Origin of the sequence: Flavobacterium chungbukense (assembly GCF_020805785.1) — a bacterium.
Lineage (GTDB): Bacteria > Bacteroidota > Bacteroidia > Flavobacteriales > Flavobacteriaceae > Flavobacterium > Flavobacterium chungbukense.
In genome coordinates, this window is the sequence record NZ_JAJGZV010000001.1 from 710807 (window position 1) to 732843 (window position 22037).

Genomic DNA, 22037 nt, shown 5'->3' on the forward strand with positions numbered 1-22037 from the left:
ATGAAACTGGCACATACCCTCTTATTCTTATTTGTAACTTTATCGCTTAAGGTATTTGCACAATCACCTGAAAAAATGAGTTATCAGGCCATCATTCGTGCACAAGATAATAGCTTGGTAGCTAATTCGAAGATAAGTCTTAAAGTTGTAGTGCATCAAAGTACCGCAACTGGAACTACTGTTTATCAGGAAACGCATTCTCCTACAACAAATAGTAATGGATTAGTTTCTCTTGAAATCGGTACAGGAGCAATTGTAACGGGAGATTTTAGTAAAATCGCTTGGGATAAAGGCCCTTATTATATCGAAACACAAGTTGATGTTAAAGGAGGTACTAATTACAATATCACTGGTGTTACGCAGCTTTTAAGTGTTCCTTACGCTTTATATGCAAAAACAGCTGGCGGAACATCAAACACTCCTTTTAGATCTGCGATAATTGCATTTACTGCTTCGAGAAATATTGCTGCCGCCGATGTAAATAATACAATAGAATGCACAACATCTGCTACATTGACATTGACTTCAGATTTTGGAAGTATGGCGGTAGGTGAAACGGTTAATTTAGAGGCGCACAATGGTGCTATATTAACAGTACAGGCGGCTTCTGGCGTGACAATTAACTACACTGCTGCAGGTAGTGGAAAGTTTACTAGTACGGCAGGAAACGTTAGATTCGGATTCCTTAGAAAAACAGGAACAAACTCTTATATTATTTCTGGACAATGAAACATCTAATTTACTTTTTACTCCTTTCGGTTTCAGGTTTTTCACAAAATTATCATTATGCGATTGATGAGGCGCCGGTTAAAAGTCCTGTTTCTCCTGTAGCCGATAATCAGCCGGAAGAAATAGAATATTTTAATGCTTATTTGTTGCCAATATCGCAAAAAGCTAGTATTCAATCTGCTTTAGATCAATATGGTTCTGTGCGACTTGAAAAAGGAAATTATTCAGGTATTAGTATTGTTTTAAAAAGTAATCAGAGATTATTCGGGCATCCAACATTAAATACAGTGACGGGTATAAGAATTGCTTCAGGGAGTACTAATGTAAAAGTGCAAAATATAACTGCAACTGCTCCAAGTGGTATTTATTTTGAAGCTGGTGCTCCAATCACAAATTCTGAATTTAAAAATATTGAGTCTACTCCGATTACTTCTACAGGAGGGATGATTGAAAACAATAGCTTTATAAATCTGTCAAGATGTGTTTTAAAGTGGGACATGAGCAGTTCTGGATATTTTAGAAATAATAAAATAATCAAACATAGAATTCATGCTTATTACCCGCAGATAGTTATGAAAGGTAATAGCACAACTCCAAGTTATGGAAATGTGCAATTATGGATAAACATGCTAACTCCTGGTGGAAATGGTGCTGAAATAGATAACGTTAAAACATTAACTTGGGTTGGTGTGGATTCTGAAAGCTGGAATTTTAATAATTACAGCAGTAAAGCGCTTATAGAGATGAAAAATATGGGCGATGTTAGAATTGCTGCAATATCTGGTGGAAACCTAATCTCGACTCCAACACCTGTATTTGATATCGCGGCAAATAATCTCTTGATGTCAAGAAAGTTTATAAGTGCCGCTGCTGCTGGTAATAGTACTTTGAGAGCAAATACCAACATGTTTATTTTAGATAGCAATTCAGAAGGTTATAATATCGATAAAGCAAGTACAGGATTCGACTTTAAAGGACGATTTAATGGTTCAAATGTAGCTTTAGGTGGTGTAAATTTAACTGCAGCTCTTACAGATACTCCGACAATTTCTAAATTAACCAATACAATTTTAGGAGCGAAAAAAACACCTTGGGAAAGACCTGTTTTCGATCCAATTCCTAATCCAACTGGAGATAATTGGGCTACAGAAAGAGCAGGTAAAACAGATCAGAAAAATTACATCCAAGATTTAATAAATAAAAATGGTATTGCAGAATTAACTGAAGGGACGTATTATATAGGTTCTACTTTAACTATTAAAAATAATCAGGGAATTATCGGAAAAGGAACTGGAAAAACTATTATAGTAGGTTTAAAAGACGATTTTCCTTTAATAACAGCTGTGGACGTTGGACCATCAGAGGTAAAATGTTATTTGTCTAACATGACACTGCAAGGAGGTCTTTCTGGACTTAGAATGAGTTATACAAGTGGAGGAACTGTGCAATGGAGTGCTTGTATTTTTAAATATTTAGTCTTTAGAAATCAAAAGTATGGAATTCATTTTGATAAAGGTTATGGTTTTGATAACAACTTTATTGAACATATAAGCTTTGTAAATACTACTACAGGTGTTTATCAAGAAACCGATCCTGCTTATAGTGGAGGAGAAACTCCAACAATGATGTATATTGATAAAGTGGTTTTTTATAAATGCCAATGGCTTAATAATACCAAAGCTTTAAGTTTAATTTCTGCTAGAGCATCGAACTTAAATGCTTGGATTGATTGTAATTTTGATAATAATGGTACAGTTGCCGATATTAAATATTATAACTCTCCGTTTTTTGCTAATTGTACATTTACTAATAATAAAGGAGATTATGTTATAGGGGGAGAAAATACAGTAGAATTTTATTCCTGCTTATTTGAAAAAAACACTGCCGCTGCTACCTTTAAATTATATGGAGCATATTTGGAAGGCTGTACAATTTTAGACAATGTAAGTTTGTTTAAAAATTATACTCCTGCAGGATTCATAACAAATTCTACAATAACAGGTAATGTAGGTAGTTTAACCTCTGGAATGATTGTGAATAGCAGTATACCCGCTAGTCCAACATTCAACAAGCTTTTGGTTAACATTAATGCTGCAAAACCAACTACTATTATAGAGGCAGCACCTAATCCTTATCCGCAGCTTTTAGTAACACAATAAAGATACCATACAATCATATAGTACAAAGAGGTTCATTTATTTGAGCCTCTTTTTTTTGTAACATATATTGAGCACTTGTCATTTTGTATTTTTTATGTAGTTTAAAACTATTTTTTTTTAGTCGTAAAATAGACAAGCAGAGAATTTGAAAAATCTTTTTAAAAATTACTTGGACAGGATGTTTTAACTGTAGTGTTTCGTCGATAATTTTTTATCGGATAAAATTTTGTCCTAATTTTTCTCTTTTACTGTTTTCAGTTGTATCGTGTATGTTCGACAACAGGTGAAAATACGTGGTTATTATCCTATAAAATAAGGGTTTTTTGAACGTTTTTAAACGGATATTCTAGTTGAAAAACATCACAAGTTGTATTTTATCGGATTTTAAAATCCGTTGAACAGATTTATTATTATAAACTCGAAACATTATATATTTTTGATCAGAATTTAAAATGAATGATAAAGAAAAACCGTCATTTAGCTTTAAACCTTATTAATAATTGAATAGTTGTTGTGAAAATGTGTTTTTTTTACAAATAAGATAAAAATTGTAAGATGTCTTCTTGTATGAATTTTATTAATAGTGATAAGATTAACTTGAAATAAGAATTATTTATATTTTTTACTTTTTATGAAATATAGTGTATACGAAAATATCAGAAAGATAAGAGAATTAAAAAATTTCACCAGAGAATATGTGGCTGCTGAATTAAAAATGAGCACCAGTGGTTATGGTAAAATTGAACGAGGTGATGTCGATTTAACTGTTTCTAAACTAATTGAAATCTCGAAAGTTTTAGAGGTCTCAATTGAGTTCATATTTAAATTTGATGTTTCCATTTTTTTTAGTGAAACTAGATGATAAATCTCTTTTCAAAATTTATTGAATATTATAATATAAAACGAATAACCCTAGCTAATTATAAAAAATAGGATCATGGAAAATTACTATTTAAAAATTAAAGAGTACCGTTTGCAAAATAATCATACACCTGAATATGTCGCTATTCAAATGGAGATGAGCGTAAAAAAGTATGAAAAAATCGAACTAGGAATGATTGATCTTAAATTGTCAAAACTAGATCAATTAGTTAAGATTCTTGGAATCAAAAAAAGTCAAATTTTTCAACTTGATAATTAATTTATCTAATTTCTTAATCAAAAGCAGAGTTTGTATTTGAAAGATGTTTCTTTATTTATCAAACTCTTTTTATTATTTATGTTTTACCTTTAAGACATATCCTAAAGATTCTAAAATTAATACATAATGCGTTTTTGTAATATCTTTTACAACTGCATTTTGGTCACAGAAAGGACCAGAATTTAAATGTATCTGATCTCCGATTTGATATTGCATTACCGATATGTCTGAAGAAGTGTCGCTACTGTTAAGCCATTCTTTGATGGTTTCAATTTCTTGATCTTTTACAATGGCATGTCTTCCCAGCCAGAATAAAAAACGTATTACTCCTGGAGAGTGAAAAACTAAATTTCTATCTTTTTCTGCTAATTGTACAAATATGTAGTGATTGAATAAAGGAACTTCTACCTTTACTTTCCTGTCAGATCTTTGTTGCACTTTTTTAATTACAGGACAATACGAATTAATGTTGAATTTGCTTAATTGTTCTGCTGCTCTTTTTTCCCATTTAGGTTTAGTGTACACTACATACCATTTCATAATTTTAAATTATTTGTCGTATTTGTAAATTAGTTTTTAAATAGTTAAAGCTTCTTACTTGTAAATTGTTTTGTGATTATTTTTTAACAGAAATTTTTCTTTAAATTAATCGCATTATTAAAAAAATAATACACATTTTTTACGCTAGTAATTTTTTGTTGTATTCATTACGATGTAACCCGATTGATAAGTAAACTGGGGTGTAAATTTAATTCCAAGCATTTAAAATTAGCAATGTATTTTATCTTAAAATTTCCTTATTAAGGACATTTAGCAACAAAAAAGCAATTTCGGATTACGGGTATTATTATAATTTTATCTTAAATTATTATTAGGGATTGACCGATAAAAATGACTTCAAAAGTTTTACTTTTTTAGAATTTTTAGTCCTATTGAACAAGTCATAAACTATAATTTTTTAAAGTTTTTTACCATTGTAATCTGATTTTTTGAGTAGTTAAAATGTAACTATTCACGGGGAACCCTTTTTTAAAATTTTGAAAAAGCTTTGAAAACCCCAGTAAAATGGCTGAAAACATTTTAGACAGATAATCTACATTAACAAACTATAAATTTAATTTAAAACATTAAGCAGATGAAAATTGGAATAACCTTTAGTGCTTTTGATTTGTTACATGCAGGGCACGTTAAAATGCTGGAAGAAGCAAAACAACATTGTGATTATTTAATTGTTGGTTTACAAACAGACCCAACATTAGATCGCCCAACAAAAAATAAACCAACTCAAACTGTAGTAGAGCGCTACATACAGTTAAAGGCTTGTAAATTTGTTGATGAAATAGTTCCTTATGCTACAGAGCAAGATCTAGAAGATATTTTAAAAGCTTTTGCTATTGATGTTCGTATTTTAGGAGATGAATATAAGGAGAGAGATTTTACAGGCAGAACTTATTGCGAAGAAAAAGGAATCGAATTACATTTCAATACTAGAGATCACCGTTTTTCTAGTACTAATCTACGTCATGAAGTTTATCAACGAGAAGTTTTAGTTCATTCAAATGGAAATTAACAAAATCACCCACGTCATTTTAACAGGAGGAGTAGGCAGTAGATTATGGCCTCTTTCAAGAAAAACATTACCGAAGCAATATCTTGAGCTTTTTGAAGGCGAATCACTTTTTGAAAAGACCGTGATCCGCAGTCTTGATATGTCTAATAAAACAATTGTAGTTGGAAATATTGAGAACTACAAAATGAGTAATGTTATTATGTCGAAATTCGAGAAACCTTTTACGCATATTGTAGAAGCAGTTCCTCGTAATACAGCTGCCGCTATTGCGTTTGCTGCATTCGCATCTGAGCCTGAAGATATTTTGTTGGTTACACCATCAGATCATATTATTGAAGGCAGTGAATTATATAATAATGCTTTACGTAAGGCAATTGAATTAGCAAATCAAGATTATTTGGTAACTTTTGGAATAAAGCCAACGAAGCCAGAAACAGGTTACGGATATATTGAATTTGAAGGTGAAAATGTAATTGCTTTTCACGAGAAACCAGATTCTAAAACCGCCAATACTTATCTAGAAAATGGAAATTATTTTTGGAATAGCGGTCTTTTTTGTTTCAAAGCGGGAAAGTTTTTAAGTGAACTTGAAAATCAGGAACCAGAGGTTTTTTGGGCTTCAAAAAGAGCTTGGGAAGCCAATCAAGATGGTTTTCTAGATTATGATTTGTCATTAGAAATACCATCTATTAGTATAGATTATGCTGTTATGGAAAGAAGTAATGACATAAAAGTAGTTCCAGCAGATTTTGAGTGGTCAGATTTAGGTTCTTTTGAGTCGGTTTACGATTACTTAGTTCAAAAAGATCATCCGATTGATGATAATAGAAATATTGTGATAGGCACATCAATGCATACCACTTTTATTGGGGTAAAAAATTGTATACTGATCTACACTTCAGATGCTTTAATGGTATTGCAAAAAGAAAATTCGCAAGAAGTTAAGCAAGTTTATCAGCAATTAGAATCTATTGCTTCGCCATTGTTATAAATAAAAAACGCATACTATGATTAATAAAAATTCTGTAATATACATTGCTGGTCACAAAGGAATGGTCGGAAGTGCTATTTGGAGAACATTGGAAGCAAAAGGTTATAAAAATCTTATTGGAGTTTCGAGCAAAGATTTAGATTTAAGAGAGCAAGAAGCTGTCCGCGATTTTCTCCAAGAAACAAAACCAGATGTTATTATAGATGCCGCCGCAAAGGTGGGAGGTATTTTAGCTAACAATGATTTTCCTTATCAATTTTTAATGGAGAACATGCAGATTCAAAATAATCTTATCAGTGAAGCTCATTATTTAGGCGTAAATAAATTTATTTTTCTAGGCAGTTCTTGTATTTATCCAAAATTAGCTGCGCAGCCATTAAAAGAAGCATATTTATTGACAGCTCCTTTAGAAAGTACAAACGAATGGTATGCTTTGGCAAAGATTACCGGTGTAAAATTATGCCAGGCAATACGAAATCAATTTGATAGAGATTATGTGAGTTTAATGCCTACTAATCTATATGGTAGTTACGATAATTTTGATTTAAAAAGTTCTCATGTTCTGCCAGCTATGATTCGCAAATTTCATGAAGCGAAAGAAAACAATAATGCTTCCGTAAAATTATGGGGAACAGGTAGTCCGATGCGCGAGTTTTTATTTGTAGAAGATATGGCTGAAGCAGTTGTCTTTGCTTTGGAGAATAAACTTCCTGAATATTTATACAATGTAGGAACGGGAGAAGATCTTACCATTAAGGAGCTTGCACAAACAATACAAAAAATTGTAGGCCATACAGGAGAAATTATTTGGGATGACAGCAAGCCAGACGGAACGCCAAGAAAATTAATGGATGTTTCTAAAATGCATAACATCGGCTGGAAACATCAGGTAAATTTAGAACAGGGAATACAAACAACTTATAGTTGGTTTTTAGAAAATGTTGAAAATTTAAAAGAGAAAGTTTATTAACGGTTTCTTTCATTAAACTAGAACTAAAAAAAGACAATTAAGAATTTATAAACTTTGCAACCAAGGCATAGAATGCCTTAGCGACTTATAATTATATTATGACGACATCAAGAAAAACAGCGTTTATTACTGGAGTAACAGGACAAGACGGGGCCTATTTAAGTGAATTCTTATTATCAAAAGGCTATATTGTACACGGACTTAAAAGACGTACTTCTTTATTTAATACAGATAGAATTGATCACTTATATCAAGATCCACATGAGGAGCAAAGAGATTTTATTTTGCATTATGGTGATATGACTGATAGTACGAATTTAATTCGTTTGATTCAGGAAATTCAACCAGATGAAATCTACAATCTAGCGGCAATGAGTCACGTTGCGGTATCTTTTGAAACTCCAGAATATACAGGAAATGCTGATGGATTAGGAACGTTAAGAATTTTAGATGCTGTTCGTTTTCTTGGATTAGAAAAAAAGACCAGAATTTATCAGGCATCAACTTCAGAATTGTATGGAAAAGTACAAGAAGTACCACAAACAGAAAATACGCCATTTTATCCGCGTTCTCCTTACGCAGTTGCTAAAATGTACGCTTTTTGGATTACTGTAAATTACAGAGAAGCTTATGGAATATATGCTTGTAATGGTATTCTATTTAATCATGAGTCGCCTATTCGTGGAGAAACTTTCGTAACTCGTAAAATTACCAGAGCGACTTCAAGAATAGCTTTAGGATTGCAAGACAAATTATATTTAGGAAATTTAGATGCGCAACGCGATTGGGGACATGCCAAAGATTATGTGCGTATGATGTGGATGATTCTTCAGGCTGATGAACCTGAAGACTGGGTAATTGCAACAGGAAAAACTACTCCAGTACGTGAATTTGTGCGTATGAGTTTTGCTGAAGTAGGTATCGAAATAGAATTTACTGGAACCGGTGTTGATGAAAAAGGTATTGTGAAATATTGTAGTAATCCTGATTATCAACTTGAAATTGGTAAAGAAGTTTTAGCAGTAGATCCAAAATATTTTAGACCTACAGAAGTAGATTTGTTAATTGGTGATCCTACAAAAGCTAGAACAAAATTAGGTTGGGAATGTCAATATGAATTATCTGATTTGGTAAAAGAAATGATGGAATCTGATTTGAAATTAATGAGAAAAGATCAATATTTAAAAGAGTCAGGTTATCAAATTCTGAATTACTTCGAATAAAATATCATTACAAAATACTATGGACTTAAAAGTGCTATAGTATTTTGTTTGTAAATTTTATCAAGCCATTAAAAGCTAATTCATTTATTAATAGTAATTAATGTAATTTTAGCCGAATAATGATTAACAAAAAAATCATTATTTTTTATAATTGATGAATTAAAAAAATGTTATTTTCAATTTGAAAATCGAACAAAGACGATTGTACTGTATAATTGATTTAACTTAAAAAAATATTTTGATAAAACTCAAACAACATCCTAAATACGATACGATCGTTAGTTGGGGGAAATTAATATCTATTACTGGAAGTGCTCAAATTATTATACAGGCTGTAACTTTTGCCTCGGGTATTTTAATTATCCACTTGCTTTCGGTTAAAGAATATGCTTTTTACACTTTATGTAATACCATGCTCGGAGCAATGATAGTTTTGTCTGACAGTGGTATCTCAACAGGAGTTATGTCGTTAGGAGGCGAATCATGGCAAGATAAAGAAAAGTTAGGAACAGTTTTAGCCACAGGTTTAGAATTAAGGCGCAAATATGCTTTGTTAAGCTTACTTGTAACAATTCCAATTTTATTTTATTTATTACTGCATAATGGCGCAAGTTGGTTGGTAGCATTTCTTATAACGCTTGCAATGATTCCGGCTTTTTATGCCGCTTTATCTGATTCATTATTAGAAATTGTTCCTAAATTGCATCAGAAAATCTATCCGTTGCAAAGAAACCAGATAGAAGTTGGTATCGTCAGATTGTTTCTGTCGGCTATTACAGTATTTTTTTTTCCATTGGCTTTTGTTGCCATTTTAGCGGGAGGAATACCAAGAATTATTGGAAACGTCCGATTGCGTAAAATTGTTTATGGTATAACTGGCGAAGAGAAAGAATCAGATCCAGAAATTAGAAGAAAAATAATTGACATTTCAAAAAGAACTTTACCATCAGTTATTTATTATTGCTTCTCGGGACAGATAAACATCTGGATCATTTCTTATTTCGGAAATACAACTTCACTAGCTCAACTGGGAGCTCTAAGTAGAGTTGTGATGTTATTAAGCTTAATATCGGTCGTTTTTAGTGTTTTAATTGTACCAAGGTTTGCACGTCTAAAAAATGATTATTCGATTCTGATAGCTTTTTATACAAAAATGATTATCCTAATTGTTTTTATTTCTATTTTGGTAATCATTACACTGTGCTTTTTGTCTGAATATTTTTTATACATATTAGGGCATAAATATTTAGGGCTTGATAAAGAATTAATTCTAGTAATGATAGGAGGATGTATAAACATGATTATGGCTTCGGGACTATCTCTTTATATGAGCAAAGGCTGGGTAATGAAACACTACATTTCAGTAGGATTCAGCATCTTACCATTAATTGTTGGCTGTTTGATTTTTGATATATCAGATTTAGTTGGAGTACTATATTTTAATATTTTTGTTGCTATAACCGAAATGATTGTACATGTAGGTTATGGTTTTTATAGAATAAATCTTTTGAGAAATAAACAAGCGGAGTAAATTGAAGTTTTAAAAAAGAATGTCATAATTTTATGAGTTTTGAAGATTTGATTACAGTTGCAGTTATTTCTGCAAAAAGATAAAATTAGGACAGAAAATTTTTAAAGTACTGATCGAGATATCGATACCTTAATTTCAATAAACGCCATAATGAAAATTAAATACTTAGTTAGTCAATCTCTTTTTGTTATCCGTTTTCGTTACATTAAAAAATTAGCAAGCTACCTACGCTGCAGTAAATTAAGACTTGTTGGTATGAAAATAGGAAAAAATACAGTTTTATCCCATTGTCATTTAACTTGGCCGCATCAGGTTCAATTAGGAAATAAGTGTTTAATAGAGCATGGTGTTTATTTTCATTATGATGGAATATATTCTGAAGGATCTTCAATAGTTATAGGTAACAATGTATTTGTCGGAAACCATACAGAATTTAATATTACAGCAAAAATTAACGTTGGAGATAATTGTCTAATCGCTTCTGGGTGTAAGTTTATTGATCACAATCACGGATTTAATTACAATGAATTAATTAATTCGCAGCTTTGTTCGGAAAAGCCAATTGATATTGAAGATGATGTTTGGATAGGTTGTAACGCCACCATTTTAAAAGGCGTAACTATCGGTAAAGGAGCTGTAGTTGGAGCTAAGTCACTTGTTAATAAATCAATACCGCCATTTGAAATCTGGGCAGGTATTCCAGCAAAAAAAATTGGAGAAAGGAAATAGAAGTAAAGAATGAAGATATTATTTATTTGCGGCTCTGCAGAACCAGGTAAAGACGGAGTTGGAGATTATACACGCCGATTAAGTGGAGAATTAATACGAATTGGACACGAAGTTCAGATCTTGTCATTATGCGATCATCAAGCTAATCAATGTATTCGTGAAAAACAAGTGATAGAAAATACAACTATTTTGGCAAATAGAATTCCCATTCAAGAATCAGAAAGTCAACGTTTGTTGTTTACACAGGAAACGTTAAATAAATTTCAGCCTGATTGGATTTCTTTACAATTTGTGCCTTATAGTTTTAATCCAAAAGGATTACCTTTTTGGATGCCTTCTTTTTTAAAAAAAATAAAAGGAAATTATAACTGGCATATCATGTTCCACGAATTATGGCTGGCAATAGATGCAGAGTCTTCATTTAGACACAAATGTATTGGAAAATTACAGCAGTTTATAATACGAAAAGTAGCTAAAAGTGTTGATGCAAAAAATGTTACTACACAAAATAAATTATACCAATACTATTTACAATCGCATAAAATAAAAGCGGAAGTTTTACCAATTTGCGGCAATATACCTCTAACGGCTTTAGAAAAGAATATTTCGGCATTTACTCAATTTGTGTTGTTCGGTACAATTCATCATGGAGCTCCTTTTGAAGATTTTATTGACGATTTACTTAAGATTTCAAAGCAATTTGATAAACCCATAAAATTTGTTTTTATAGGTAAAAACGGCCCAGAGCTCGATAGTTATACTACTATACTTGAAAGTAAAAATGTTGATTATGAAATTTTGGGCATACAATCTGAAAGTGTAATATCTCAAGTATTACTAGATAGTGATTACGGAATATCCACAACACCTTATTTTCAGACTGAAAAAAGTGGAGTTTATGCAGCTTACAAAGAGCATCAACTCAATACAATCTCTGTGTCAAGAAATTGGACTCCAACAAAAGGACATTATACAATACCGCAAATCATTAAGTTTGAAAAGAATAATTTAGAAATAAATGCAACGCCTGTTCAAGAAGTTAATGTTAATAATATAGCAATGCAGTTTATAAATTCAATTTCCATATCATGAAATTAATAGTATCACATCCAACTTTAAATGCCAATTCAAAAAATTTGGTAAATGGATTATTGAAAAACAAACAGCTTTTTAAATTATTTACTGCAATTGCAATATTTCCAGGTCAGTTATTGTACAAATTAGGTGATAATTCAAAATTGAAAGATTTAAAAAGAAGAAGTTTAAATAGCTCATGGCAATCTTACACGGAATCAAAATCATTTTTTGAATTTGGACGCTTGCTATCTTCAAAATTAAAATTACGTAATTTAACGAGACACGAAAAAGGCTTTTTTTGCATTGATAGAGTCTATGAAAAACATGATAATTGGGTAGCTAATAATTTAGTTAAAGCAAAAAAAAATGGTATATCGGCTGTTTATGCCTATGAAGATGGAGCTTTAAGCACTTTTAAAAAAGCAAAACAATTAGGGCTTTATTGCATTTACGATTTGCCTATTGGTTACTGGAAAAGTGCTCGCGTATTAATGCAAAAAGAGTTTGATATCAATCCTCAATGGTCAAGTACGCTGACGGGTTTTAACGATTCGATAGATAAATTAAGTAAGAAAGATGAAGAATTGGCTTTGGCAGATATTATTTTTGTTGCTAGCAGTTTTACAAAAAAGTCATTGGAAGAATATCCTGGAGAATTACCCGAAATAAAAGTAGTTCCATACGGTTTTCCAGAAGTTCAAATTGAAAAGAAATACCAGAAACTTTCTAATCGTAAACTTAAAATTTTATTTATTGGCAGTTTATCGCAAAGAAAAGGACTTTCTTATCTATTTGAAGCTGTAAAAGAATTAGGTGACACAGTAGAATTAACAATTGTTGGACATAAATCGGTTGCAGATTGTGAAGAGCTAAATTTGGCTTTAGAACAGCATAACTGGATTCCATCATTGTCACATGATGAGGTTTTGGCTTGTATGCAGGAGCATGATGTATTTGTGTTTCCTTCTCTTTTTGAAGGCTTTGGATTGGTAATTACAGAAGCAATGTCGCAAGGAGTTCCAGTTATTACAACAGATCGTACGGCAGGACCAGATTTGATAGAAGATGGAGTTGATGGTTGGATTGTTCCTGCAGGATCTTCAATAGCGATTAAAGAGGTTTTAGATAAAATATTGGAAACACCAGAAATATTAGAGCAATTTGGGCTTGCAGCTCAAAACAAAGCCCGTCGTAGACCATGGTCGGTTTATGGTCAAGAAATGGCCGATGCACTTTCTTCATTTAGGGATTAAAAAATAAATAAAATTAATGAATACAGCAGCAGTAGTAGAAGAAGAATTAATTCCAAATTATAATCCAATTAAAACGGCTATTTGGCTCTATTTTTTCCTTTGGATTTTTGAAGGAGCTTTGCGTAAATGGATTCTCCCTAGCTTAGCTACACCCTTGTTAATTGTAAGAGATCCAATTGCTATTTATTTAATATATAAAGCTATCAGCTTAAAAGTTAAGTTCTTAAACGGATATGTCGTTTTAGGTTTTATCATTACGATGTTATCATTTATAATTACACTTACTTTTGGCCATGCAAATTTATTTGTGGGCTTGTACGGTGCTAGAATAATGTTGCTTCATTTTCCATTAATTTTTATAATTGGAGAGGTATTTAATAAAGAAGATATTCTAAAAATGGGAAAAGCTTTCTTGTGGATTAATATCTTGATGTCTCTAATTGTTTATTTTCAATTTATTAGTCCACAGACCGCTTATATCAATGTAGGACTTGGAGGTGAAGGAAGTGCGGGTTTTTCGGGTGCTTTAGGATATAGCCGCCCATCAGGAACTTACTCGTTTATTACTGGTTTGACATTTTTTTATGTCGCAGTGTCTGTTTACATTTTCTATTTCTGGCTATCAAAAGAAAAATGTTCTAAGATTTTATTAATTGCAAGTACAGCAGCTTTAATTTTTGCATTGCCTCTTACAATTAGCCGTGGTACAGTAATGGGAGTTTTAGTTGTTGGTTTTTTTGCGATAATTGGAGCAAGTACAGGTATTAAGCAAGTTCTGAAAATTCTTTTAATTGTTTTACTTTTTGTCGGTTTGGTCTTAATTCTTAATGCTACAACATCTATTTTTAGTGTAGGTACAGAAGTTTTTTTAACACGTGTAGATAATGCAAATGAAGGCGGAACTATTAAGGATTCTATATTTATGAGGATGTACGACAATTTTAAAGATCCTATTGTCGACTTATTAAAGAAACCGCTATTCTTAGGCAATTTAGGAATGGGTACAAATGCAGGAGCTCAAATGCTTGCAGGTAATAGAAACTTTTTAATATCAGAAGGAGAGTTAGGTCGTTTGGCTGGAGAACAAGGTTTAATTTTAGGAGCATTACTTATCGGATTACGAATGGTTTTGTCTATCAAATTACTGATTAGTTCTGTAAAACTTCCTAGTCAGGATAAACTTCTACCAGTAATTTTTTGTGGTACTGCTGTCTTGGCAATTGCTCAAGGACAATGGGCGCAACCTAGTATTTTAGGATCTGCTGTAATAGTATCAGGGCTTTTGATAGCCAGTATGAATATGAACAAGAAAATAGAATAAATGAAAATCGTACTTTTTACACATCCTTCTTTTTTACCGCATCAAAGCATGCCGCGTTTTGCTAAAATGATTAAGGATGGAATGTTGGAGAAAGGACATGAATTGACAATATGGACTCCTCAACCTTTTTTCTTCAAACTTTCTTTTAATAGATCATTTTTGCAAAAATGGTTTGGTTACTTAGATCAATATATAATTTTTCCAATTACAGTAAAAGCAAAATTGCTTAGTTCTAATAAAGATACTTTATTTGTATTTGCAGACAATGCTTTAGGACCTTGGGTTCCGTTAGTTAAAAAAAGATATCACGTTGTGCACTGTCATGATTTTTTAGCACAGCAATCAGCATCTGGTATTTTAACAGAAAATAAGATTGGTGTGACTGGAAAATACTATCAAAAATTTATTCGTTGGGGATATAAAAAAGGCGAAAATTTTGTCAGCATTTCTTATAAGACTCAAAATGATTTACATTCTTTTTTAGATAAAACACCAAAAATTTCACAAGTTGTTTATAATGGGTTAAATCAAAATTTTGAATCGATAGAAGATAAAAACGAATTACGTCAAACACTTTCTAAAAAGTATAAGATTGATTTATCTAATGGATATATTCTTCATGTAGGAGGAAATGCATTTTATAAAAATAAATTAGGAGTGCTTGAAATTTATGACCAATGGAAAACCGATTTTACAGGAAATATTCCTTTAATTTTAGTTGGGGAATTTCCTTCTGATCAATTGATTATTTTTAAAGAGAAGTCTAAAGCTTCAAAATCAATATATTTTATAACAGATACAGACGATTTACAATTACGTCAGTTTTATCAAGGCGCAACGGTTATGTTATTTCCTTCTTTATATGAAGGTTTCGGATGGCCGATTGTAGAAGCAATGGCATCTGGAAGTTTAGTAATTACTACTGGAGAAAATCCAATGAAAGAAGTAGCAGGCAATGCTGGTTTTTATATTCCAAAGAAAAATTTTGATTCGCAAGAATTAATAAAATGGAAAACTGTAGCTGCAAAAGAATTGGAAAGAATATTAAAACTAACTCCTCAAGAGTATAAAGAAGCTGTAGAAAAATCAATTTCTCGATCAAAAGAATTTTCAGCTCAAAGTTTCGTCGATTCGATCGAAAAAGTATACCAACAAATTTTAATAAGCAAATGAAAGTAATTCATTTTATAGATAGTATAGATAAGACGGCTGGTGGTACAACAGAATACATGCGATTATTGAGTAATGAACTAAAATCTACTACTGAATTATTAATTGCAACTGGGATTTCAAACTCGCCGATAGTTATTGATGGTGTTAAGGTCAAGTTTTTTGATACTAAGGTTTTACGTTGGTTTAGTCTTTTGAATGAATTTAGATATTTTCTTAAAAAGGAAAATCCTGAAATTGTACATATAAATGGTATTTGGAGTCCACAAAACTGGGGTTTTCAAAAAGCCGCGCAAGAATTGGGTATTCCAGTAGTTTTGTCTCCGCACGGAATGTTGGAACCTTGGATTTTAGCCAATAATCCATGGAAGAAAAAAATAGGCCTTTTTTTATATCAAAACAAAGCGATTAAAAATGCTGAACATTTGCACGCTACTGCTGTGATGGAGCAAGAAAGCATTAGAAATTTAGGTTACAAAAATAATCTTACCATTATACCTAACGGAATAGACATAAGTGAAGCTAAAAAGAAAAAGGAATCTTACGGAAGTAAAAAGGTAATATTCTTATCGAGAATTCATCCTAAAAAAGGAATTGAATTATTATTAGAAGCTTGGCGTGTAACGAATACCCAAAGTTGGTCTTTAGAAATTGCGGGCAATGGCGATGAAAATTATATACAAAGATTGAAAGAAAGTGCCAGCGATATTAGCAATGTACATTTTGTAGGTGCAAAATATGGCGATGAAAAGTGGAATTTTTTACGATCTGCTGATGTAATGGTATTGCCAACGCATAGCGAAAATTTTGGTATAGTGGTGGCCGAAGCTCTTGCGGTAGGTCTACCAGTAATTACGACTAAAGGCACACCTTGGGACGATTTAAATTCGCATAACTGTGGCTGGTGGATCGACCTGTCTGTAGAAAATTTAAGCCAAACTTTGACTGCCGTAATTTCAAAAAAATCTCCCGAATTAAAAGAGTTGGGAGAAAATGGAATAAATTTGATTGAAAATAAATACAATATAAAGCAGATCGGAATTGATATTAAAAGTTTATACGAGAAGATTTTAAATAATTAAGATTATTATGCCAGTATCACTTAAAACATTTAGAACAAATAATTTTGACAAAGGAAGAGGAAGATTAGTTCAGTTTATTTGGATTTTCGTTAATGCTCTTTTTTTAAAAAACTCTTGGTTTGTTTTTATGCGATTCAAAATTTTTTTGTTGCGATCTTTTGGTGCTGAAATAGGACAAGGCACTGTCATTAAAAATAATGTAAATATCAAATTTCCATGGAAACTCGTTTTAGGAAATGACGTTTGGCTTGGAGAAGGAGTTTGGATCGATAATTTAGATAAAGTAACTATAGGCAATGATGTGTGTATATCCCAAGGTGCTTTACTTTTAACAGGAAATCATGATTACAGATCTTCATCTTTTGATTATAGAAACGAATTAATCACTATTGAAAATGGAGTTTGGATTGGAGCAAAATCAGTTGTTTGTCCTGGAGTTGTATGCGGAGAGGAATCAATTTTAACCGTAGGTTCAATCGCAACTAAAAACTTAAAACCTTTCGGTATTTACCAGGGTAATCCTGCTGTTCTGATAAGAGAAAGATATTAATATTTTTCTTTACTACTAAAAACATATTTAATTAAAGTTTAGAATCTAAATAGATTTTAAAGTCGCATTTGTGCGCGCATATATTAAATAAATACAATTAGCCTCCTATCTATTTTCTTTGGCAAAAAATAAACATAATTGTTAGAAAACTAAATATTAGATAAGATTTTAGTTTCTACAATTAGATATTCTAGAATTCTATTCACCTACAAATAGAAGAATTATTTTACAAAAACCACCATTATTTAGTTAACTGTTTTTTCCTCAATTTCCTTATTTAGGAAGTCGATTTAAGCAAGCGAAAGTTTAAAGTTTAATTTTTTGTGCTTTTAACGAGTATTGTGGTGCTTCGTCGAGAACTTTTTTTAGTAGCAGACCTTTATTATAATTTTAACATGGAATTGCAAAAAAACAGTAAACTATAACAACTATTTATAATTAAAAATAAATATTATGAGAGTTACAATCATCACAGTGTGTTATAATAGAAAAAACACTATCGAAAAAGCAATTCAAAGTGTATTGGCACAAAATTATAATGATGTCGAGTACATTATTATAGACGGAAATTCGACCGACGGTACAAAAGAAATTATTGATACTTATAAAGATCAAGTTAGTAAATATATTTCTGAGCCAGATAAAGGAATGTATGATGCAATCAACAAAGGACTAAAATTAGCTACGGGCGATGTTATCGGTTTAATGCATTCTGATGATGAATTTTACGATAAAGATGTTATTGCTAGAATTGCATCACGTTTTGAAAATGAAAAACATATTGATGGAATTTATGGTGATGGAGTTTATGTTTCTAACGATCAAAAAGAACGCCTAATTCGAAATAGAATAGGAGGTGTTTTTAGTATAAAAAGATTAAAAAAAGGATGGTTGCCATTGCACCCTACGGTTTATCTAAAGAAAGATATAATTGATAAACATGGCTTGTATAATCTTGATTTTAAAATTGCATCAGATACAGAATTTTTACTTCGTTATCTGTACAAATATGAGATAAAGATGAGTTATATCGATTCTTATCTGGTTAAAATGAGAATGGGCGGAATGAGTACAAGTTTTAAACGTGCTTTTGAAGTGCTGCAAGAAGATTACAAGATTTATAAGTTTCACGGTTTAGCTGCAACAGGAACTGTTTTTCTTAAAAAAACTCTTGCTTTAAAGCAGTACATCGTTCATTAAAAAGGATAAATTTTGATTCGTTTGTAATCAATTTTTAAAGGGTATAAGTCAATTGCAAAATTTGGATTTACGAAGTTTAGAAGTAACTAATATTAAATATATATTATAATCAACATGAAGAGAATTTTCCTTACGATAATTTTATTGCTTTTAATAATGTTGGAGTCTTGCACTACCAAGAAACAAATGTTGTACCTACAAGATTTAGACAGTTATTCTAATTCAACAGTAACTTATGCTTCTCCAAAAATTCAGCCTAATGATATCTTAAAAGTTGATATTGGAGATATTAATCCGGTTGTGGCCGCTCCCTTTAATATGACAACGGCTACTACAAACAATCAAAACTCAGTAGAAATGGTAAAATTGTCGGGTTACTTAGTTAATCCCCAAGGAACTATCATGATGCCTATTCTAAATGAAGTAAAAGTTGCTGGATTGACACCTGCAAATGCTGAAATTAAAATAAAAGAACGCTTAATAAATGAGAATTATTTAGTAAGTCCTACAGTACAAGTTCGAGTGCTGAACAATAAATTCACCATTTTAGGAGAGGTAAATGCTCCAGGCGTAATACCTTTTAATGAAGAAACAATCAGTCTGTTAGAAGCAATAGGTCTAGCACGAGATTTAACTTACTCAGCCATTCGAAAAGATGTAAAATTGATTAGAGAAGTAGATGGAAAACGCTTGGTTTTTCATGTTGACATGACTACTGCTTCTTGGATGTCTAACCCAAATTTTAGAATAAGACAAAATGATGTAATTGTCGTAGCACCAAATAAACTGAAAGCGAATAGTGGAGGACTTATCAAAGACCCAATTCAATTACTAGGTATAGTGGCATCGCTTTCTGCTTTGATTATAGTGATTGCCCAGTAAAAAGAGACAGAATTTAAAGAGTGTTCAAACATTCATTATTAAATAAAAAATGAGCTATTGTTATTTAAGCAACTGTATCAAATTAATTAAATAAATATGGATTTCAAAAAAGAATTTTTAAAGTATTATCAGTATTGGCCTTGGTTTTTACTTAGTTTGATTGTATTCGTGGGTGCGGCATTTATCTTTATAAAAATAACACCTTCTACATACGAAACTTCAGCTACCGTATTAATTGACAAAAAACAAGAAGACCAAACAAAAGTAATTACAATTAATACAGCTGAAAAGAATAACGAAGATAATCTAGAAGATGAGATTAGATTAATGACTTCAAATGAATTTCTGTTGGATGTAGTAAAGAAATTAAATTTAAATTTCAGCTTTTTTGAAAAAGTATACACTGTTCAAAATAATAGAGTTAAAGAGGTTCCCTTTGCTTTAATACCTACTGTTTCAAAAGATTCTTTACCAGAAGCATCATATGAAATTAAAATAATTAAAGAAGGTTTTGTTGTAACAGACTTAGAAACAGAAGAAGTCTTTAATGTGAAAGGATATGCTAGCAATGAAGTTATTGATGGTTTACCATTTAAAATTCAGCTTTCTGCAAAAGGGAAAAAAGATCCAGCCAAGTATTTTGAAAGCGAATACAAAGTAAGTGTTGAACCTACTGCTTTGGCTGTGAAAAATCTGAAATTAGCTCTTTCAGTTACTACAGACGAAAAAGCTAAAGGAGTTATAGAGCTTAGCCATGTCGGATCGAGCCCAGTTCGCTCAAGAGATATTTTAAGTGAAATTATTGTTTTACTAGATCAGCATATTGTTTTAAACAAGCAGAAAGTCTTTAAAAACACAGTTTCTTATTTAAACCAAAGAATTAAAAATTTCTCTAAAGAGAAAGATTCTATCGAAAGCATAAAAGAAAAATATCTACAAAACAATGAGATTGCAGTAATGGATAATTATGTAGTAGAAAAAACAGCAGATAGAAGTCATAAAATTGAAAATTCGTCACTTAACGAAAAACAAATTTCTCTTGCAAATTTTGCACTTAACGATATCAGACAAGCTGGTCCAACACAAACATTAGGAACAGGATATAATTTAGATTCTCCTTCTGTAAATCAAATGCTTATAAATTATAATGCAAAGATTTTAGATAGCCAAATGATTTTGGAAAGAGCACAACCAAATAATCCTGCGTATATAAGTTTAATGACGCAATTAAGGGTTCAAAAACAGGAATTATTAAATACTCTTCAAGGATATTTAAATTTTCTAAACCAAAATAGCAAAGCGAATAGAGCTGAGCAAAATATTGCAGATGCAAAATTAAAAAGCATTCCAACACAGGATAAGGTTCTAGGTAACATCAACAGCAGTCTTTCCTTAAAAGAAGAAACCTATGTTGCTCTATTGCAAAAAAGAGAAGAGGCTGTTTTAAATGGTGCAATACTAGAATCAAATTTAAAAACTCTAAATGCTCCTGAAACAAATTATTCAGCGATTTTTCCTCAGCCTAAAGCGTTTATGATTGGTGCCTTTTTGTTTGGTTTATTGCTTCCTTTTGGAATAGTATATCTTCGTTTGTTCTTAGACACTAAGCTTCATAACGAAGAAGATATTCAGAAAGTAATTGCAGATGTTCCTATTTTAGGTCATATTCCTAAAATAAGTCGTAATGAAAGGCTGAATAACACAGCAACCTCAAGATCTATGATTGCAGAAGCATCACGTGCTCTCGTATCCAACATATCTTATCTGTTGCCTAAAAGGATTGAAAATAAAGGAAATGTAATATTATTTACATCATCTATTCAAGGAGAAGGAAAATCGTTTTGTGCTTTTCATAATGCAGTTACACTTAGTAATCTGAATAAAAAAGTTTTATTGATCGGTATTGATTTAAGAAACCCACAATTGCATGATTATTTTAATATTGATAGAAAAGAAGCTGGCCTTTCGAATTTTTTAGCTAACAAAAGTGTTGATTGGAAAGAATTTTTGCAAAAAGACAATAGTTATTCTAAAAATCTTGATGTGCTTTTTGCAGGAGAGACACCTCCAAATCCTTCACAGTTAATAACCAATTCTAATTTTGAAGCATTAATTGAAGAAGCCAAACTTGTTTACGATTTTATCATCTTAGATACGGCTCCAGTACAAATAGTTTCAGATACACTTAACTTCAGTTACTTAGCAGATGTTACTGTGTTTGTAGTCAAATATGATTTTACAGATAAGAGCAATTTGGTTCAAGCAAGCAGTCTTATCAAAAAACAACAGCTAAAAAATGTTGGAATCCTTATTAACGGTGTTGTGATGAAAACAGCCTATGGTTACGGATATGGTGTAAACTACGGTTATCAATATAAAGAAGCAAAAGAAAAAAAACCTTGGTATAAAAGAGGCGTTGCGATAAAAGAAGCATGAACAAAAGAATGTGTACCTCTCAA

The 22037-nt window shown here is 31.4% G+C and carries 20 protein-coding genes; 19 read left to right on the plus strand and 1 reads right to left on the minus strand.

Going from position 1 to position 22037, the window contains the following annotated elements:
- The 4 genes from LL966_RS02990 (at window position 1) to LL966_RS03005 (ending at window position 4029) form a co-directional block, all read left to right on the plus strand.
- Complete coding sequence (locus tag LL966_RS02990) at window positions 1-729, plus strand: hypothetical protein (protein ID WP_229350056.1); 729 nt, start codon at window positions 1-3, stop codon at window positions 727-729.
- Window positions 726-2888, plus strand: a complete 2163-nt coding sequence (locus LL966_RS02995; RefSeq protein ID WP_229350058.1) for a hypothetical protein — start codon at window positions 726-728, stop codon at window positions 2886-2888. The genes LL966_RS02990 and LL966_RS02995 overlap by 4 nt, the downstream gene beginning before the upstream one ends.
- A 631-nt stretch (window positions 2889-3519) precedes the next feature.
- Complete coding sequence (locus LL966_RS03000; RefSeq protein WP_144219045.1) at window positions 3520-3750, plus strand: helix-turn-helix transcriptional regulator; 231 nt, start codon at window positions 3520-3522, stop codon at window positions 3748-3750.
- Between the two features lie 75 nt (window positions 3751-3825).
- Window positions 3826-4029, plus strand: a complete 204-nt coding sequence (locus tag LL966_RS03005) for a helix-turn-helix domain-containing protein (RefSeq protein WP_229350060.1) — start codon at window positions 3826-3828, stop codon at window positions 4027-4029.
- A gap of 72 nt (window positions 4030-4101) precedes the next feature.
- On the opposite strand, the gene LL966_RS03010 is transcribed toward LL966_RS03005, so the two are convergent.
- A complete protein-coding gene (locus LL966_RS03010) occupies window positions 4102-4569 on the minus strand; it encodes a UpxY family transcription antiterminator (RefSeq protein WP_229350062.1) in 468 nt (155 codons plus the stop codon).
- A 595-nt stretch (window positions 4570-5164) separates the two neighbouring features.
- Between LL966_RS03010 and LL966_RS03015 the strand changes: the two genes are divergently transcribed.
- The 15 genes from LL966_RS03015 to LL966_RS03085 all read left to right on the plus strand — a co-directional run bounded on the left by LL966_RS03015 (window position 5165) and on the right by LL966_RS03085 (window position 22014).
- A complete protein-coding gene (locus LL966_RS03015) occupies window positions 5165-5599 on the plus strand; it encodes an adenylyltransferase/cytidyltransferase family protein (RefSeq protein WP_229350064.1) in 435 nt (144 codons plus the stop codon).
- A complete protein-coding gene (locus tag LL966_RS03020) occupies window positions 5589-6590 on the plus strand; it encodes a mannose-1-phosphate guanylyltransferase (RefSeq protein ID WP_229350066.1) in 1002 nt (333 codons plus the stop codon). Before LL966_RS03015 ends, LL966_RS03020 begins: the two co-directional genes overlap by 11 nt.
- A 16-nt stretch (window positions 6591-6606) precedes the next feature.
- Window positions 6607-7560: a GDP-L-fucose synthase family protein gene (locus tag LL966_RS03025; RefSeq protein WP_262909442.1), complete on the plus strand. Its 954-nt coding sequence runs from the start codon at window positions 6607-6609 to the stop codon at window positions 7558-7560.
- Window positions 7561-7658: 98 nt separating this feature from the next.
- Window positions 7659-8783, plus strand: a complete 1125-nt coding sequence (gmd, locus tag LL966_RS03030) for a GDP-mannose 4,6-dehydratase (protein WP_229350068.1) — start codon at window positions 7659-7661, stop codon at window positions 8781-8783.
- A 238-nt stretch (window positions 8784-9021) separates the two neighbouring features.
- A complete protein-coding gene (locus LL966_RS03035; RefSeq protein ID WP_229350070.1) occupies window positions 9022-10314 on the plus strand; it encodes a lipopolysaccharide biosynthesis protein in 1293 nt (430 codons plus the stop codon).
- A 150-nt stretch (window positions 10315-10464) separates the two neighbouring features.
- Window positions 10465-11043, plus strand: a complete 579-nt coding sequence (locus LL966_RS03040) for an acyltransferase (RefSeq protein WP_229350072.1) — start codon at window positions 10465-10467, stop codon at window positions 11041-11043.
- A gap of 9 nt (window positions 11044-11052) precedes the next feature.
- Window positions 11053-12135: a glycosyltransferase family protein gene (locus LL966_RS03045; protein WP_229350074.1), complete on the plus strand. Its 1083-nt coding sequence runs from the start codon at window positions 11053-11055 to the stop codon at window positions 12133-12135.
- Window positions 12132-13373 (plus strand): glycosyltransferase family 4 protein, encoded by a 1242-nt coding sequence (locus LL966_RS03050; RefSeq protein ID WP_229350075.1) that lies wholly within the window; start codon window positions 12132-12134, stop codon window positions 13371-13373. Before LL966_RS03045 ends, LL966_RS03050 begins: the two co-directional genes overlap by 4 nt.
- A 16-nt stretch (window positions 13374-13389) precedes the next feature.
- A complete protein-coding gene (locus LL966_RS03055) occupies window positions 13390-14694 on the plus strand; it encodes a hypothetical protein (RefSeq protein WP_229350078.1) in 1305 nt (434 codons plus the stop codon).
- Window positions 14695-15867 carry a glycosyltransferase gene (locus LL966_RS03060; protein ID WP_229350080.1) on the plus strand — a complete coding sequence of 391 codons (1173 nt, stop codon included), beginning with the start codon at window positions 14695-14697 and terminating at the stop codon, window positions 15865-15867. It begins immediately after the preceding gene.
- A complete protein-coding gene (locus LL966_RS03065; RefSeq protein WP_229350081.1) occupies window positions 15864-16946 on the plus strand; it encodes a glycosyltransferase in 1083 nt (360 codons plus the stop codon). The genes LL966_RS03060 and LL966_RS03065 overlap by 4 nt, the downstream gene beginning before the upstream one ends.
- Window positions 16947-16953: 7 nt before the next feature.
- Window positions 16954-17496 (plus strand): WcaF family extracellular polysaccharide biosynthesis acetyltransferase, encoded by a 543-nt coding sequence (locus LL966_RS03070; RefSeq protein ID WP_229350082.1) that lies wholly within the window; start codon window positions 16954-16956, stop codon window positions 17494-17496.
- Window positions 17497-17949: 453 nt separating this feature from the next.
- On the plus strand, window positions 17950-18696 hold the full coding sequence (locus tag LL966_RS03075; RefSeq protein ID WP_229350083.1) for a glycosyltransferase family 2 protein: 747 nt from the start codon (window positions 17950-17952) through the stop codon (window positions 18694-18696).
- 186 nt (window positions 18697-18882) lie between these two features.
- Entirely contained in the window at window positions 18883-19578 is a 696-nt protein-coding gene (locus LL966_RS03080; RefSeq protein WP_229350084.1) for a polysaccharide biosynthesis/export family protein, read from the plus strand.
- A gap of 96 nt (window positions 19579-19674) precedes the next feature.
- Window positions 19675-22014 (plus strand): polysaccharide biosynthesis tyrosine autokinase, encoded by a 2340-nt coding sequence (locus LL966_RS03085; protein ID WP_229350085.1) that lies wholly within the window; start codon window positions 19675-19677, stop codon window positions 22012-22014.
- Window positions 22015-22037: the final 23 nt, after the last annotated feature.